We start from the raw sequence: 14,405 nt of genomic DNA, 5'->3' as shown, positions 1-14,405 counted from the left end.
CTGCTATTGCTGCGCGGTTTCCTTTTTGGTTAACCGGTCCTGTAATTCTTTAAACCCATAGGCTTTATCGCCAAGGCGTTTTATACCATCGGCGGCTATTGCGAGGGCTTCGTCCTTTTTACCGGTCTTGTCGAGTAGATTGGCATACATTATCAGGTACCAGTCTTTTTTAGGCCCATCAATGGCAAGTACTTTTCTGGTTAAATTTAAGCTACCTTCCAGGCACTTTTTATCATCTGTAAAAAGGTAAATATAATTGGCAAAAGTGTCTATCTGGTCGGCATGTTCTGTGTCGTTGTATTTATCCGCATAGGCGTTGGCCTCGGTAACATAAGTTGGCCAGTCCTCACGATCGCGCAAATAGGATAACCTGGAGGTGGCAAATATATCATCGGCCAAATCCGGGTAGCCTGCTTTTAGTTTTGCTTTTACCGCCACCCAATCTACGTTTTTATTTATCTCGCCTGTATAAAAATACATGCCGCCGTTATTAACGCGCGCGCTTACACCGGGGCCGTTTACGGCGTCAAATTCCTTGCTATGCTCACGTATTATTTTAAAGCCCGGGTCGGCAGAGCTTTTAGTAGCCTGGTAAATCAGCTGTAAGTTTTCCCGCGTAAGCAGATCTTTTTGTGTTGGCAGATAAACGTTGATCACGTCGGCCGTTTGCCCGTCCCAAGCCATACCAAGTGCTTTTATAAACGTTAACATAAATTCGGGCGAGCGGTTGCCATCGGCATATTGCTTTTTAAGGTTTACCAGCTGGCTTGCCGGGTTTAAAGCCGCCTTCGCTTTTTCAAGAAATGTTGCAGCGTCCGAGCCGCCAATTATACTATGTACCAAAGCCCCATCGGGATTAAAGAACAAGTAGGTTGGATAAGCATTTACCTTGTATTCTGTCCCTATCCATTGTACTTCGGCGCGCCAGCTTTTGGTATAAGCATCGGCCTTTTTGGTTTCATCAAACTGCAGTGCCACACTCACAAATTTTTCATTGAAAAATTTCAAGACTTCGGGCTTGGTAAATACATCTTTCGCCATCACCTTGCATGGCACACACCAGGTGGTATAGCAATCTACAAAAATGTACTTATTCTCTTTTTAAGCCTTTTCCTTTACCTGTGCCCAGGTTAGTTTGGTCTGAAAGTTTATTCCTTTTTCCTGCCCGTTGGCTGTAGATAGCACGAGGCAGATGAACGCGGTTAAGATGATGGTTTTCATGTTGGCAACGCTTTAGGTAGACAATGCAAATTAACCAACACAATTCGCAAATCAAAATATAATTTGTCTAATCATTAATTTATCAAAATTATAGAGATGTAATAACAGTAACAAAAAAGCCACAACAAAATTTGATGTGGCTTAACGTTTTTTAGGGGCGATTAGAATATCATTAATATCTGTCCTTTTTCAACTTTATCGCCGGGCTTTATTTTGATGGTTTTAATGGTTACATCTGCAGGGGCCTTGATGATGTTTTCCATCTTCATGGCTTCCAGCACAAACAGGTTGTCGCCTTTTTTAATCTCGGCGCCTTCTTCTACCAGTACTTTTAATACCATGCCGGGCATAGGCGCTTTTATCTCGCTCACTTTGGCGGTCATGAGGTTGCTTAAGCCCATTTTGTCCAGCAGTACATCAAACTGATCTTTAGCCGCAACTTTGTAAATATTGTTGTTCACCTTTATCTCGGCAGTTTTTGCTTCGCGGTCAAAGCTTACTACTTCGGCGTTGTATGATCCATAGTTGTTTATTACATGATACAACAGATCATTCAGTTGCTGTATATCGGCATCGATGGCTTCGCCGTTAACGGTTAGCGCATCGGCTTTTTTTTCTACCTCAAAATCGTGCTTCGTATTAACCTTTATTTTGTACATATCGTCTGAACCGTAAGTTTTCGAAGTTAATTATTTTGTTATGGCTCTCAAGAAGGCTCCGCCGTCTTTGGAACTTAAGAATTAAAAAGAATACCTGCTCTATTTGGTAAAAATATATTGGATAAGGTTTGCACCCATTTTAAGCGCTTTTAAACGCGCATCCTGGCTGTCGCCGGCATACGTGCCATAATCTTCCCAGCCGTTTCCTAAATCACACTCAAAACTGTAAAAACATATCAGGCGGCCTTTGTAAACAAGGCCAAAGCCTTGCGGGCGTTTACCATCGTGTTCGTGGATCTTAGGCAACCCATTAGGGAAACTAAATTTCTGGTGATAGATGGCGTAATTGGCTGGCAGTTCCACGAAATCTAATTCGGGGAATACCTTTTTCATTTGCGGGCGAATGAATTTATCAAACCCGTAGTTATCATCGATATGCAAAAAACCACCGCCAGTTAAATACTTGCGCAGGTTGCGTGCCTCCTGGTCGCTAAAGATTACGTTGCCGTGGCCGGTCATAAATACGAAGGGGTAATTATAAATCTGGTCGCTGCCCACCTCAACCACTTCTTCCTCGGGCATAAAGTTGGTCTTTAGGTTATCGTTACAAAATTTGATGAGGTTTACCAGTGCGGTACGGTCGCCATACCAATCGCCGCCTCCGTTATATTTTAGCCTGCCCATTTTGTATGACGGCGCTGTAAAGCTGCTGATGCAAAACATCAGGCCAATAGCGGTGGCAACAAAAATGGATCTTCTCATTTATCGGTTCAAAAAATTCACCTCAAAGCAGGCTTCAAGGGCGGCTGTTTCGGTACGCAGGCGGCTTTCTCCTAAAGTTATGGCTTTATATCCGTTCTGCAAAGCGGCATCCACTTCGGCCGGACTAAAATCACCTTCGGGGCCTATCAGTATCAAATAACGGTTTTGTTTCTCTATAGATTGTGCCAGTTCTGCCTTTTCCCCACCATCGCAGTGTGCTATAAATTTTTGTCCGTTAAACGGCTGCTTCAAAAATTGGCTTAACGAAACAGGGGCATTCAGCACCGGGTGATACGCCTTAATGGATTGCTTAATAGCTGATGTAATGATCTTATCCAAGCGTTCCACCTTGGCTTCTTTACGTTCGGACCGCTGGCAGATGATGAGCGAGATCTCATCGATACCAATCTCGGTAGCTTTCTCCAAAAACCACTCCATCCTGTCCAAATTTTTGGTAGGTGCTATAGCGATGTGCAGGTAATGGTTGCGTTTGTTAAACCCGGTGGCAACCGAATTTATTTGAAGGATGGTCCGCTTGGGGTGGGCATCTTTTATTTCAGCTTTGTATAAGCCGCCTTTGCCATCTATAAGTGTAACGTCATCGCCAACGTTAAGGCGCAATACACGCACGGCATGTTTACTTTCATCTTCGCTTAAAAAGTATTGCGAGAAAGTTGGGTCGATATCCGACGTATAAAAAAGCTGCATGTTCCTTTTTTAGTATCAGGTAGTTAGTATCAAGATTTTTAGAAATAGCATATCCAGGTCGTGATACAAACTACTTGGTACTGGCCATTAATGTAAATCTACGGCGTCCTCTTCGTTAATAAGCAACTCCAGTTTTACAGATTCGATGTTCTGGTCAGATTTTTTTAGTACAGTGATGTTGTAGCCATTACTTTCTTTTTGCTCGCCTACATCAGGGATCTTACCAAAAATGTGGCCCAACCACCCGGATACGGTATCAAAATCGCCATCCTCGGGCAGGTCGTGCGGCAGATGCTCATTCACATCGTATATCGGTGCAAGCGCATTAACCACAAATTCACGGTCGTTCAATTTCTCAACAATTGGTTTCTCTTCGTCAAATTCATCCTGGATCTCACCAACCAATTCTTCTACAATATCTTCCAGCGTAACCATCCCGGCAGTACCACCAAACTCATCAGATACAATTGCTATCTGGATGCGCTTTTGCTGTAACTCGGCCATCAGGTCGTTTATCTTTTTGGTTTCGGGGATAAAATATGGCTTGCGGATAATATCTTTCAATACAATTTGTTCACCACGGGCCAGCAGTGGCAAAATATCTTTAGCGTGTACAATACCAACAATTTTATCTATCACTTCATCAAATACCGGCATGCGCGAGTATCCTTCAGTGATCAATATTTCTAAAAGCACTTCCTTACTGGTATCAAGCTCAATGCCCGATATCTTGGTACGTGGCACCATAATATTCTTTACCACGCGCTCATTAAAATCAAACACATTTTGAATCAATTCGTGCTCGTTTGAATCCAATGCGCCGGTCTCCTTGCCTTGTTCAAGCAGGTACTGTAATTCTTCTGATGAGTGATGTGCTTCGCCGCCTTCTAAAGTGGTTATACCAAATAACTTCAGGATAAAATTTGCAAAGCCATTTAACACCCATATAAATGGCCTGGCTGCAATAAAAAACGCCCTTAACGGTAACGAAACCGCCAGCGTAGTACGTACCGATTTTTGGATCGCTAATGATTTTGGAGCAAGTTCGCCAAATACAATGTGCAAAACCGTTATAGCTACAAACGAAAGTACATGGCTTGCGGTGACAAAGCCCGGCGTAAGCGTGATGCCTAAAGCCAGAAAAGCGCGCAGTACAATGTTCGTAACAACGCCCTCGCCCACAACACCCAGGCCCAGTGATGCAATAGTGATACCGAGCTGCGTGGCAGCCAGGTAACCATCTAAATTATGTAAAATGCCCCTTGCAACTTTAGCTACACCGCTGCCAGATTTGGCTTTGATTTCAATTTGCGAGCCCCGCACCCTCACCATGGCAAATTCTGCTGCCACGAAAAATCCGTTTAGCAATACCAGAAATATGGTAAGGAAAATATAGAAGGCATTAATTTCGTAAGGTCCGGGGTCCATTTATTGTTTTATTTGTTATCGGGGAAGGTAGACTTATAAAGGTCTAAACCCTCTTGTATCACTTTGTGCGCGTAACGTACACCCAGCAAGTGCTCAATGGTTACGTTTTTACCCTCCAGTATTTTATAATCGCTAAAAAAGCGTACTATCTCTTTCATAGCGTGTGGCGGCAGTTCGGCAAGGTCGTTAATGTAATTGACCGACATGTCGTTTTTTGCTACCGCGATGATCTTATCATCCTGTTCGCCGTTATCAACCATGTGCATAACGCCTACTACTTTCGCTTCGATGATAGACATCGGGAAAACGTCTGTTGAACAAAGCACCAGGATATCCAAAGGGTCATTATCATCGCAATAAGTTTGCGGGATAAAACCGTAGTTGGCCGGGTACATTACCGACGAAAATAAAACCCTGTCCAGCTTTAACAAGCCCGACTCTTTGTCTATCTCGTATTTTGCTTTAGAACCTTTTGGTATCTCAATTATCGCGTTTACTATCTCAGGAATATTATCACCCGGTGAAACCTGATGCCAGGGATGTTGTGTGCTCATGTATCTGTATATATTAATTTACGTCTTTTGATTTTGCGTATTGTCTTTTCACAAAAGCAATAATCAGCGGAATTGTTGTAATTATTATTAACCCCAGTACAATATACTGCAGGTAATCTTTTAAGTCGGGGAACCGCCTGCCCAAAAAATAACCCGCTAAGGTTAATGTTGTTACCCAGGCAACGCTCCCAATTATGTTGTAAATGGTAAATTTTTTAAAGTCAACTTTTACAACACCTGCAAATATAGGGGCAAAAGTTCTAACTATCGGGAAAAATCTGCCTAAAATCAAAGCCATGCCGCCGTATTTGGCGTAAAACTCTTCGGCGACTACTATATAACGCTTCTTAAAAAAGAAGGAATCGTTCTTGCTGAACAGTACAGGCCCCGTTCGGTAGCCAAACCAATAACCTGTGTAATTACCCAAAATGCCAGCTGCTATCAAAGAAAGTACCAGTGTGTAAATAGGGACATGGATGATACCTGCCGCGCTTAACAACCCCGCCAGGAACAGCAAATAATCGCCGGGTAAGAAGAAACCAAAAAACAAACCCGTCTCAGCATATATCACAATAAGCAACAGGTAAAAGCCCCCACTGCTTAAAATAGACTGTGCGTCGGTTAAATTTTGAAGGTATTCCCAAAAGTTTTCCATTAACTATATCCGTAAAACTACAAATATTAAATCAAATTGTAGTTACGTACCTTATTAAATAAGGGCAGATATAAATGACGGATAAACGCCGATAACGATGGTTGCAATGGCAGAAAAGCCTAATACAAACTTATAGTAAGCGGGTACTTCAACCTCGGCACGTTCTGCATTGCGGAAATACATGGCTATAATAACCCTGAAATAGTAAAAGATGCTGATGATGGCGTTAACCACCGCAACTATTACCAACCAGGTATTGTATTGTGCCAAAGCACCGGTAAACATAAAAAATTTGCCAATAAAGCCGGCCGTTAACGGGATGCCCGCTAATGATAACATGCTCACGGTAAGTACCAATGCCAGGAAAGGATTTTTCTTAGCCAAGCCGTTAAATCCTTCAAAGTTATCGCTGCCAGTTTGCTGCCTTACCAGTATCAATGCACCAAAGGCGATGATAGAAGCGATAGAATAAGCCGTAGCATACACAAATACCGAATTAGCCGAACCAGCACCTAAAGCTACAATAGCAAACAACAGGTAGCCCGCATGTGATATGCTCGAAAAAGCCATCATACGTTTAAAGCTTTGTTGATATAGGGCTGTTATGTTACCTATAAACAAAGTAGCGATGGTAATAGCCAGTAACACGGGTGTCCAAAAGGCGGCGATGGTTGAGAAACAAGCCGCGAATAAACGCAGGAATGCCGCAAAACCCGCTACCTTAACCACGGTAGACATGAACAGGGTGATCAGCGAAGGTGCACCTTCGTAAACATCCGGCGTCCAGAAATGGAACGGTGCAGCGCCTACCTTGAAGCATAGGCCCACGATTACCAGCAGGATACCTGTATAAAACATCGGGTCGATATTACGGGGATGGGTAACTACCCATTCGCGGATCATATCCAGGTCGAAAGAACCTGAAGAACCGTATAGCAAGGTGATACCAAATAACAGGAAACCTGTTGAAAAAGCACCCATCAAAAAGTACTTTAAAGCGGCCTCATTTGACGCGAAATCGCTTTTACGGATCCCCGCAAGGATGTATAAGCTTACCGACATGATCTCGATACCGATAAACATCATCACCAAATTATGGTATGATACCATTACGATGATCCCTGCCAACGAGAATAGGATGATGGCATAGTACTCTGCAATGTGGTTGCTTATTTTCTCAAAGTATCCTTTAGATAAAAGCAAGATCAAAATGGTGGAGACGATGCTTACTACCGAAAACGCGACAGAGAAATTGTTAAACAACATCATGCCGCTGTAAATTGGCACAGCGTTGTCGTTCCATTGTGCAACGGCTGCACCTAAAGCTACCAGCAAACCAATTACGGTTACCGGCAATAAAGCTTTCTGAACTTTATATAAACCCAGGTATAAAATTACGATGGGTAAAACAGATATGATTATTAGCGTAGTCATATATAAATTCTAAAAGCCTCCGTTGTTAAATTTTGCGCTTACTGTGTTTACCAAATTGGTAACCGCAGCTTCTGAGATATGCAGGATAGGTTGCGGATATACACCAATGCCGATGATCAGCACGCAAATTATACCAAGTACCAATTTTTCTGAACCGGCTATATCAGTAAAGGTGATGGTTAATTCGTTGGTTTCGCCCTGCATTACATTTTTGTACATACGCAGCATGTAAACCGCGCCGAATATGATAGTTAAACCGGCAACCGCGGCAAACCAAATATTATAGTTGTAAACCCCTTTTAGTAACAAAAACTCACCCACAAAACCATTTGTTAATGGCAGGGCTACCGTTCCTAAAAGGATAATTAAAAATGCGATAGAAAAATTAGGCGCTACTTTGGCAATACCGCCCATTTGGCTAATATCGCGGGTATTTAAACGGCGGCCGATGATATCCCAGATAAAGAACATACCTACCACATTGATACCGTGACTAAGCATCTGGATCATTGCGCCTTGTACCCCTTGCGTTGTCCACGCGAAGATGCCGGCTGCGATAAGGCCAACGTGAGCAATGGAGGAGTAAGCAACCAAACGCTTACCGTCTTTTTGATTGAATGCTATCAGCGACGCGTAAACAATACCAACAACAGATAATATCATGACCAGGTTTTGCCATTGCAGGAAGCCTGCGGGCGCATTCGGGATCAACCAGCGGATAACGCCATAGATACCCATTTTTAACATAATACCCGATAACATCATGGTACCTGCCGATGGTGCTTCGGTGTAAGTATCCGGCTGCCAGGTATGGAACGGGAACAAAGGCATCTTAATGGCAAACGCGATGAAGAACGCCCAGAAAACCCATGATTGCTGTGTTAGCGTCAGGCTTAAATTGTAAAAACCGTTAATATCGTATAGCTTGCCCGGTGTTTGCAGGTACAGGTAAATGATACCCAACAGCATAAACAACGAGCCTGCAAATGTATAAATGAAAAATTTGATGTTGATACGGATGCGGTTCTCGCCGCCCCATAACGCGCAAATAAAATAAATAGGGATCAATGCTGCTTCCCATCCTACGTAGAACAAGAAACCATCCAGCGCGGTAAACACGGTTAATAAACCTGCCTGCATAAACAGGATAAGCGCGTAAAACGCTTTAGCGTTTTTATACTCGTGTTTGTAAGTGGTAAGGATAATAAGCGGAACAAGCACAGTGGTCAATAAAACCATCACCATACTGATGCCATCTATACCTGCCTTAAAGTAGACACCCATTTGCGGGATCCACGGCAGGTCTAACCCGTATTGTACAGATGCATCTGGCACAAAACCCGCAAGGAAATAACCGGCTAAGCCAAGCTCTATCACAGCAAAAAATAATGCAGCGTGCTTTGCAACTTCGTTCTTAACCAGCAACACCAACAGTGCTGCCAAAACCGGTAAAAAAAGTAAAATACTAACCGTCATTTTATAGGGTAAGCGCTTAGCGCTTATATTTTAAATAAACTGTACACCAAAATGGCAATAATGCCCACCACCATCATAAATATGTAGAAACCCACATTACCTGTTTGTAACAGGCGCAGGCCTTTACTTGTCTCCAATGTGCCTTTACCCAAACCATTTACAAACCCGTCTACGCCTAACAGTTCAACCACTTTGTAAAAGAACACCGATATGGCATCCAAAGGCCTGCGGATGACCTTATCATACAATTCGTCGATATAGAATTTATGGTAAGATAGGTTTGCCAATGCAGGGCGTTCTTCTTCGTCAGACACCGGCACATGCGAGCCGCTCACGTATTTGTTGTAGGCATAGCCCATCGCCAATAACGCGATCAATACAGATGCGCCCATCAGGATCCATTCTGTATTATGGCTTAGTTCGTGCTCGCCAAGTATTTTATGTGATGCTTCAAATACAGGCGCAAGGTAAGCGCCTAATTCGTGGTGACCGCCCATTACTGCCGGTACACCTATCATACCTGCAACGGCAGATAATATAGCCAGCACGATCAACGGGATGGTCATATTTGCAGGCGACTCGTGCACGTGGTGTTCCTGCTCATGCGTCCCGCGGAACTTACCCCAGAAGGTAAGATACATCATCCTGAACATATAGAACGAAGTTAACCCTGCGGTGATAACACCCACTACATAAAACGTTGTACTATGTGCAAAGGCCGCGGCCAAAATTTCGTCTTTTGAAAAGAAACCCGAAAACGGAGGGATACCCGCTATAGCAATTGTACCAACCAGCATGGTAATAAAGGTGATCTTGATCTTACCTTTTAATCCGCCCATTTTGCGCATGTCCTGCTCCCCGCTCATGGCGTGGATAACAGAACCTGCCCCCAGGAATAACAATGCTTTAAAGAAAGCGTGTGTAAGTACATGGAAGAATGCCCCGGTATAAGCACCAACGCCCAGGCCTAAAAACATATAACCTAATTGCGATACGGTAGAATAAGCCAGTACTTTCTTGATATCTGTTTGTGTAAGCGCAATTAAAGCCGCAAAAGCCGCGGTAGCTAAACCGATGATGGCAATCACTTCCATCGTATCCGGCGCAAGGGTGAACAGAATGTTAGAGCGGGCTATCATATAGATACCTGCCGTAACCATCGTTGCCGCGTGGATCAGTGCTGAGACCGGGGTTGGGCCGGCCATTGCATCCGGTAACCAGGTAAACAACGGCAACTGTGCCGATTTACCAACTGCACCTACAAATAACAATAGCGTAATTAATACTATTGGGGCACCTGCAGCAACCGCCTCCGGTGCTTTAGGGAAAATATCTGCAAAGTTTGTACTGCCGAATGTATTTACCAGCAGGAAGATGCCCAGCAAAAAGCCGAGGTCGCCAATACGGTTCATGATAAATGCCTTCTTAGCGGCATCGGCATAGCTTGGGTTGGTGTACCAGAAACCGATAAGCAGGTATGAGCACAAACCAACGCCTTCCCAACCGATAAACATTACCACGTAATTGCTGCCCATTACCAGCAGCAGCATGAAGAAAACGAACAGGTTTAAATAAGCGAAGAACTTACCAAAACCCTTATCATCATGCATGTAACCTACCGAATATAAGTGGATCAGGAAACCCACCCCGGTGATGATCAGCAGCATAATGGAGCTTAACTGGTCTATCAGGAACGCGAACGGAATATGGAAGCTACCAACCGAGATCCAGTCGAACAGCATTACCTCAACCGGCACGCCCGAGTTTTTTATCTGGAAGAAAGTAGCAACACTTAAACCAAATGCAACCAATACCAATAAGCTACCGATAGCACCGATAATACCTTTAGACAGGGTATTACGCCCCAGTCCGTTTATAACGAAACCGGCTAAGGGTAGTACAGGAATAAGCCAGATCAAATTGTCCATATAAATCTTTGCCCCCTAACCCCCTAAAGGGGGAACAGAAGTTGTTTTTTTAATAATTAAATGCTCTCCTACTCCCCCTTCAGGGGGTTGGGGGGCTGTTATTTTACCACTTCAACCTGTTCAATACGTTAATATCTATAGAGTTGGTGTTGCGGTATATCATTACTATTATAGCAAGCCCTACTGCAACTTCTGCAGCGGCCAGGGCCATAATAAAAAATACAAATACTTGCCCGGCCGCATCGCCACGGTAAACCGAGAACGCGGTTAGCAGCAGGTTAACCGAGTTAAGCATCAGCTCGACAGACATAAATATTACAATAGCGTTCCGGCGTAATAAAACACCCATTACACCTATCGAAAATATGATAGCGCTTAATAAAATGTAGTGGTTAAGCGGAACCGCTTGAATGGTTTGGTTTAAACTTTCCATCAGATGGTTGCTTTTGGTTCTTTAGGGTCTTTTGTTGCCAGCAGTACCGCACCTACCATTGCCGATAACAGCAATACAGACGATACCTCGAACGGTAACAAAAATTCGTGGAATAATACTTTACCAAGGTTTTTCACCAAGCCAAGCTCGGGGTTCTTTAACACTACCGGGTCAGACACGCCTAATGATTTTAGGGACGATATCAGCGCTACGGCCAATATGCCACCGCCAAATACCGCGGCTATCTTTACCATAAATGGTTTAACAGGTTCGCTCTCCTTGTTCAGGTTTATCAGCATCAGCGTGTACAGGAACAGCACCAATATGGCACCCATGTAAACTATAAAATTCACGATTGCCAAAAACTGGGCGTTCATCAATATATAGTGAATGGTGAAGGTAAAAAAGGTAAGTATAAGGTACAGTATGCTATGCACCGGGTTTTTTGCAGAGATAACCAGTATCGAAAAAAATATGGATAAAAACGCGATGAAGTAAAATGTACTCATGTTTATATTTACAAAATACTTTTGCCCGTAATAAGGTTGGGCAAAGGTATAAAACTTTGGTTATTGATTTAAAGGTGCCTCTACTAATTTGTCTTTACCGTAAATAAAATCTTTCCGCAGGTAATCAGACGGTACAATGTCACCATCCAGGTAAATCGCTTCTTTAGGGCAAGCCTCTTCGCATAAGCCGCAAAAAATGCAACGTAGCATGTTTATCTCGTAAACTGCAGCATATTTTTCTTCGCGGTATAAACTCTCTTCACCTTTCTGGCGTTCTGCTGCTTGCATGGTAATAGCTTCTGCAGGGCATGATAGCGCGCAAAGGCCGCAAGCTGTACAACGTTCGGCACCGTTTTCGTCGCGTTTAAGCGAGTGCAGGCCCCTGTAGTTTTCAGAGAATTCGCGTTTCTCATCGGGGTAGGCAATAGTAACCGGTTTTTTAAAGAAGTGCTTCATGGTGATGGCCAGGCCGCTCACAATAGCAGGCAGGTAAGCCCTCTCCCAAAAATTGAGCGGCTTTACCGTTAGTTGCTTCTTTTTATTACTTAATGATTCCATTGAAATAACCCCTATCTATTTAAAAAAGTAATAACAATACCTGTGACAACAATATTAGCTATAGCTAAAGGTATCAGTATCTTCCAGCCCAGGTCCATCAACTGATCGTAACGGAAACGCGGGATAGTCCAGCGTACCCACATAAAGAAGAAGATGAACAGAAATATTTTAGCGAAGAAAACCGCGGTACCAATAAGCGGGCCTATAACAGGGCCAACATGCGCGGTAACCCAGTCCATACCCGGATAATTGTAACCACCCCAATATAAGGTAGCCATTACTGCCGATGATATGAACATGTTGATGTACTCTGCAAAAAGGTAAAAACCCAACTTCATGGATGAGTACTCGGTGTGGTAACCACCAACCAGCTCGGTTTCACACTCCGGCAAATCGAACGGCGTACGGTTGGTTTCTGCAAACGCGCAAACCAGGAACAGGATAAAACCTACCGGCTGATAGATCACATTCCAGTGCCAGCCGTGTTGTTGTTGTGCTATTTCTCCAAGGCTTAAAGTGCCGGTAACCAATAACAGGGCAATGATAGAAAGCCCCATCGAAATTTCGTAACTTATATTTTGCGATGCCGCACGGATAGCACCCAACAAGGAGTATTTATTGTTTGATGCCCAGCCACCTATCATTACGCCATAAACGCCTAATGATACCACACCGAATATATAAAGGATGCCTACATTAATATCTGTAACCTGCAACGGGATAACTTTATCACCAATTATCAGGTTTTGCCCCCACGGAATAACCGCCGAACCGATACATGCGGTAAGGATAGCTAACGAAGGGCCAACAATGAATAAGAAAGGTGTAGCGTTGGTTGGGATGATCTCTTCCTTCATGAACATCTTCATACCATCCGCCAGTGGTTGGAACATACCAAACGGGCCTGCACGGTTAGGGCCTCTCCTATCCTGGAAAAACGCCGCTATTTTACGCTCGGCATAAGTAGAATACATGGCTACCACCAGGCTTATCAGGAATATAATAATGATGAGGCCAAATTTTATGGCAATGTCTGTTAATTCCATTACAGGCGTGTCTCCCTTTCAAATTGTACTTTATTCGCTTCTATCAACACTTGATTGGTTTTTACAACCGGCAATGGTTTAAGCGTATCATAGTGGTTGGAGTTGATAACAGACTTGTGCGATACTTTACGCGGGCCTTCTATCACCCAGTCACTGGTTTTCTTTTTATCAAAACGGCAGGTATTGCAAATAAATTCTTCTGCTTCTCCGTACTCGTCTTTACGTGCGGTTACGCGGATAACATCCTCGCCTTTATACCATAAGGTAACTTTACCGCAGCATTTCGGGTTTTCGCATTCGCGATGCGCCTCTACCGGTTTAGTGAACCAAACACGGTTTTTGAAACGGAAGGTTTTATCGGTTAACGCGCCTACCGGGCAAACGTCAATTACGTTTCCAGAAAAATCGTTATCAACGGCTTTTTGGATGTAAGTTGAAATTTCTGAATGATCGCCACGGTTTAAGATCCCGTGAATACGGTGATCGGTTATCTGATCGGCAACAAATACACAACGGTAACAAAGGATGCAACGCGTCATGTGCAGTTGGATCTTATCGCCAATATCTATACGCTCGAACGTACGGCGGTCAAACTCGTAACGGGTTTTCGCCGCGCCATGCTCGTAACCTAAGTCTTGCAGGTGGCACTCACCGGCCTGGTCGCACACAGGGCAATCTAAAGGGTGGTTTATCAATAACATCTCTACCACACCTTTACGTGCCTCAATAACTTCGGGCGAAGTGATGTTTTTCACTTCCATACCATCCATTACCGTAGTACGGCAGCTTGCTACCAGCTTTGGCATAGGGCGCGGGTCTTTTTCAGAACCCTTGGTTACCTGCACCAAACAGGTACGGCATTTACCGCCAGTGCCTTCCAGCTTAGAGTAATAGCACATAGCAGGCGGGACAATATCGCCACCTATCAGCCTCGCGGCGTTCAGGATGCTTGTCCCGGCTTCTACTTCAATAGGAAATCCGTCTATCGTTACCTTCATTTATAATTCAAAATTAAAAAGTCAAAAGTAAAAACC

The 14,405-nt window shown here is 43.7% G+C and carries 14 protein-coding genes and 1 pseudogene; all 15 read right to left on the bottom strand.

Annotated elements, in window-relative coordinates:
* Positions 1–3: 3 nt before the first annotated feature.
* Positions 4–1,089 (bottom strand): annotated as a pseudogene (locus ACVW0P_RS12020) (thioredoxin fold domain-containing protein); the annotation flags it as partial.
* A gap of 293 nt (positions 1,090–1,382) precedes the next feature.
* Positions 1,383–1,880 carry a biotin/lipoyl-containing protein gene (locus ACVW0P_RS12015; RefSeq protein ID WP_457132299.1) on the bottom strand — a complete coding sequence of 166 codons (498 nt, stop codon included), beginning with the start codon at positions 1,878–1,880 and terminating at the stop codon, positions 1,383–1,385.
* A 99-nt stretch (positions 1,881–1,979) separates the two neighbouring features.
* Positions 1,980–2,642, bottom strand: coding sequence for a DUF4159 domain-containing protein (locus ACVW0P_RS12010; protein WP_457132298.1), 663 nt, complete (start codon positions 2,640–2,642; stop codon positions 1,980–1,982).
* Complete coding sequence (locus ACVW0P_RS12005) at positions 2,643–3,350, bottom strand: 16S rRNA (uracil(1498)-N(3))-methyltransferase (RefSeq protein WP_457132297.1); 708 nt, start codon at positions 3,348–3,350, stop codon at positions 2,643–2,645.
* An 87-nt stretch (positions 3,351–3,437) separates the two neighbouring features.
* Entirely contained in the window at positions 3,438–4,778 is a 1,341-nt protein-coding gene (locus ACVW0P_RS12000; protein WP_354426853.1) for a hemolysin family protein, read from the bottom strand.
* Between the two features lie 8 nt (positions 4,779–4,786).
* A complete protein-coding gene (locus tag ACVW0P_RS11995) occupies positions 4,787–5,332 on the bottom strand; it encodes an inorganic diphosphatase (protein WP_354426854.1) in 546 nt (181 codons plus the stop codon).
* A 13-nt stretch (positions 5,333–5,345) separates the two neighbouring features.
* Positions 5,346–5,987: a DedA family protein gene (locus ACVW0P_RS11990; RefSeq protein ID WP_354426855.1), complete on the bottom strand. Its 642-nt coding sequence runs from the start codon at positions 5,985–5,987 to the stop codon at positions 5,346–5,348.
* 54 nt (positions 5,988–6,041) lie between these two features.
* Positions 6,042–7,421 carry an NADH-quinone oxidoreductase subunit N gene (locus ACVW0P_RS11985; protein WP_354426856.1) on the bottom strand — a complete coding sequence of 460 codons (1,380 nt, stop codon included), beginning with the start codon at positions 7,419–7,421 and terminating at the stop codon, positions 6,042–6,044.
* 9 nt (positions 7,422–7,430) lie between these two features.
* Entirely contained in the window at positions 7,431–8,897 is a 1,467-nt protein-coding gene (locus ACVW0P_RS11980) for a complex I subunit 4 family protein (RefSeq protein WP_457132296.1), read from the bottom strand.
* A gap of 23 nt (positions 8,898–8,920) precedes the next feature.
* On the bottom strand, positions 8,921–10,825 hold the full coding sequence (gene nuoL, locus ACVW0P_RS11975; RefSeq protein WP_457132295.1) for an NADH-quinone oxidoreductase subunit L: 1,905 nt from the start codon (positions 10,823–10,825) through the stop codon (positions 8,921–8,923).
* A 103-nt stretch (positions 10,826–10,928) separates the two neighbouring features.
* The gene (nuoK, locus tag ACVW0P_RS11970) at positions 10,929–11,258 is read right to left on the bottom strand and encodes an NADH-quinone oxidoreductase subunit NuoK (protein ID WP_354426859.1); all 330 of its coding nucleotides are present in this window, start codon (positions 11,256–11,258) and stop codon (positions 10,929–10,931) included.
* A complete protein-coding gene (locus ACVW0P_RS11965; protein WP_354426860.1) occupies positions 11,258–11,767 on the bottom strand; it encodes an NADH-quinone oxidoreductase subunit J family protein in 510 nt (169 codons plus the stop codon). Before ACVW0P_RS11965 ends, nuoK begins: the two co-directional genes overlap by 1 nt.
* A gap of 60 nt (positions 11,768–11,827) precedes the next feature.
* Complete coding sequence (locus ACVW0P_RS11960; protein WP_457132294.1) at positions 11,828–12,325, bottom strand: NuoI/complex I 23 kDa subunit family protein; 498 nt, start codon at positions 12,323–12,325, stop codon at positions 11,828–11,830.
* 11 nt (positions 12,326–12,336) lie between these two features.
* Complete coding sequence (gene nuoH, locus ACVW0P_RS11955; protein WP_354426862.1) at positions 12,337–13,371, bottom strand: NADH-quinone oxidoreductase subunit NuoH; 1,035 nt, start codon at positions 13,369–13,371, stop codon at positions 12,337–12,339.
* Positions 13,371–14,369 (bottom strand): 2Fe-2S iron-sulfur cluster-binding protein, encoded by a 999-nt coding sequence (locus ACVW0P_RS11950; protein WP_354426863.1) that lies wholly within the window; start codon positions 14,367–14,369, stop codon positions 13,371–13,373. The genes nuoH and ACVW0P_RS11950 overlap by 1 nt, the downstream gene beginning before the upstream one ends.
* Positions 14,370–14,405: the final 36 nt, after the last annotated feature.

Source organism: Mucilaginibacter sp. UYNi724, from assembly GCF_054057495.1.
Note: the sequence above shows the minus strand (reverse complement) of the source record. Positions and strands in the feature narration are given on the sequence as shown.

What these genes read in the sequence shown, in the direction of transcription:
- ACVW0P_RS11950 (WP_354426863.1), bottom strand. Translation starts at nt 14,369, where the DNA reads ATGAAGGTAACGATAGACGGATTTCCTATTGAAGTAGAAGCCGGGACA.
- ACVW0P_RS11990 (WP_354426855.1), bottom strand. Translation starts at nt 5,987, where the DNA reads ATGGAAAACTTTTGGGAATACCTTCAAAATTTAACCGACGCACAGTCT.
- ACVW0P_RS11995 (WP_354426854.1), bottom strand. Translation starts at nt 5,332, where the DNA reads ATGAGCACACAACATCCCTGGCATCAGGTTTCACCGGGTGATAATATT.
- ACVW0P_RS12005 (WP_457132297.1), bottom strand. Translation starts at nt 3,350, where the DNA reads ATGCAGCTTTTTTATACGTCGGATATCGACCCAACTTTCTCGCAATAC.
- nuoK (WP_354426859.1), bottom strand. Translation starts at nt 11,258, where the DNA reads ATGGAAAGTTTAAACCAAACCATTCAAGCGGTTCCGCTTAACCACTAC.
- ACVW0P_RS11985 (WP_354426856.1), bottom strand. Translation starts at nt 7,421, where the DNA reads ATGACTACGCTAATAATCATATCTGTTTTACCCATCGTAATTTTATAC.
- ACVW0P_RS12010 (WP_457132298.1), bottom strand. Translation starts at nt 2,642, where the DNA reads ATGAGAAGATCCATTTTTGTTGCCACCGCTATTGGCCTGATGTTTTGC.
- ACVW0P_RS11965 (WP_354426860.1), bottom strand. Translation starts at nt 11,767, where the DNA reads ATGAGTACATTTTACTTCATCGCGTTTTTATCCATATTTTTTTCGATA.
- ACVW0P_RS11960 (WP_457132294.1), bottom strand. Translation starts at nt 12,325, where the DNA reads ATGGAATCATTAAGTAATAAAAAGAAGCAACTAACGGTAAAGCCGCTC.
- ACVW0P_RS12000 (WP_354426853.1), bottom strand. Translation starts at nt 4,778, where the DNA reads ATGGACCCCGGACCTTACGAAATTAATGCCTTCTATATTTTCCTTACC.
- nuoL (WP_457132295.1), bottom strand. Translation starts at nt 10,825, where the DNA reads ATGGACAATTTGATCTGGCTTATTCCTGTACTACCCTTAGCCGGTTTC.
- nuoH (WP_354426862.1), bottom strand. Translation starts at nt 13,371, where the DNA reads ATGGAATTAACAGACATTGCCATAAAATTTGGCCTCATCATTATTATA.
- ACVW0P_RS12015 (WP_457132299.1), bottom strand. Translation starts at nt 1,880, where the DNA reads ATGTACAAAATAAAGGTTAATACGAAGCACGATTTTGAGGTAGAAAAA.
- ACVW0P_RS11980 (WP_457132296.1), bottom strand. Translation starts at nt 8,897, where the DNA reads ATGACGGTTAGTATTTTACTTTTTTTACCGGTTTTGGCAGCACTGTTG.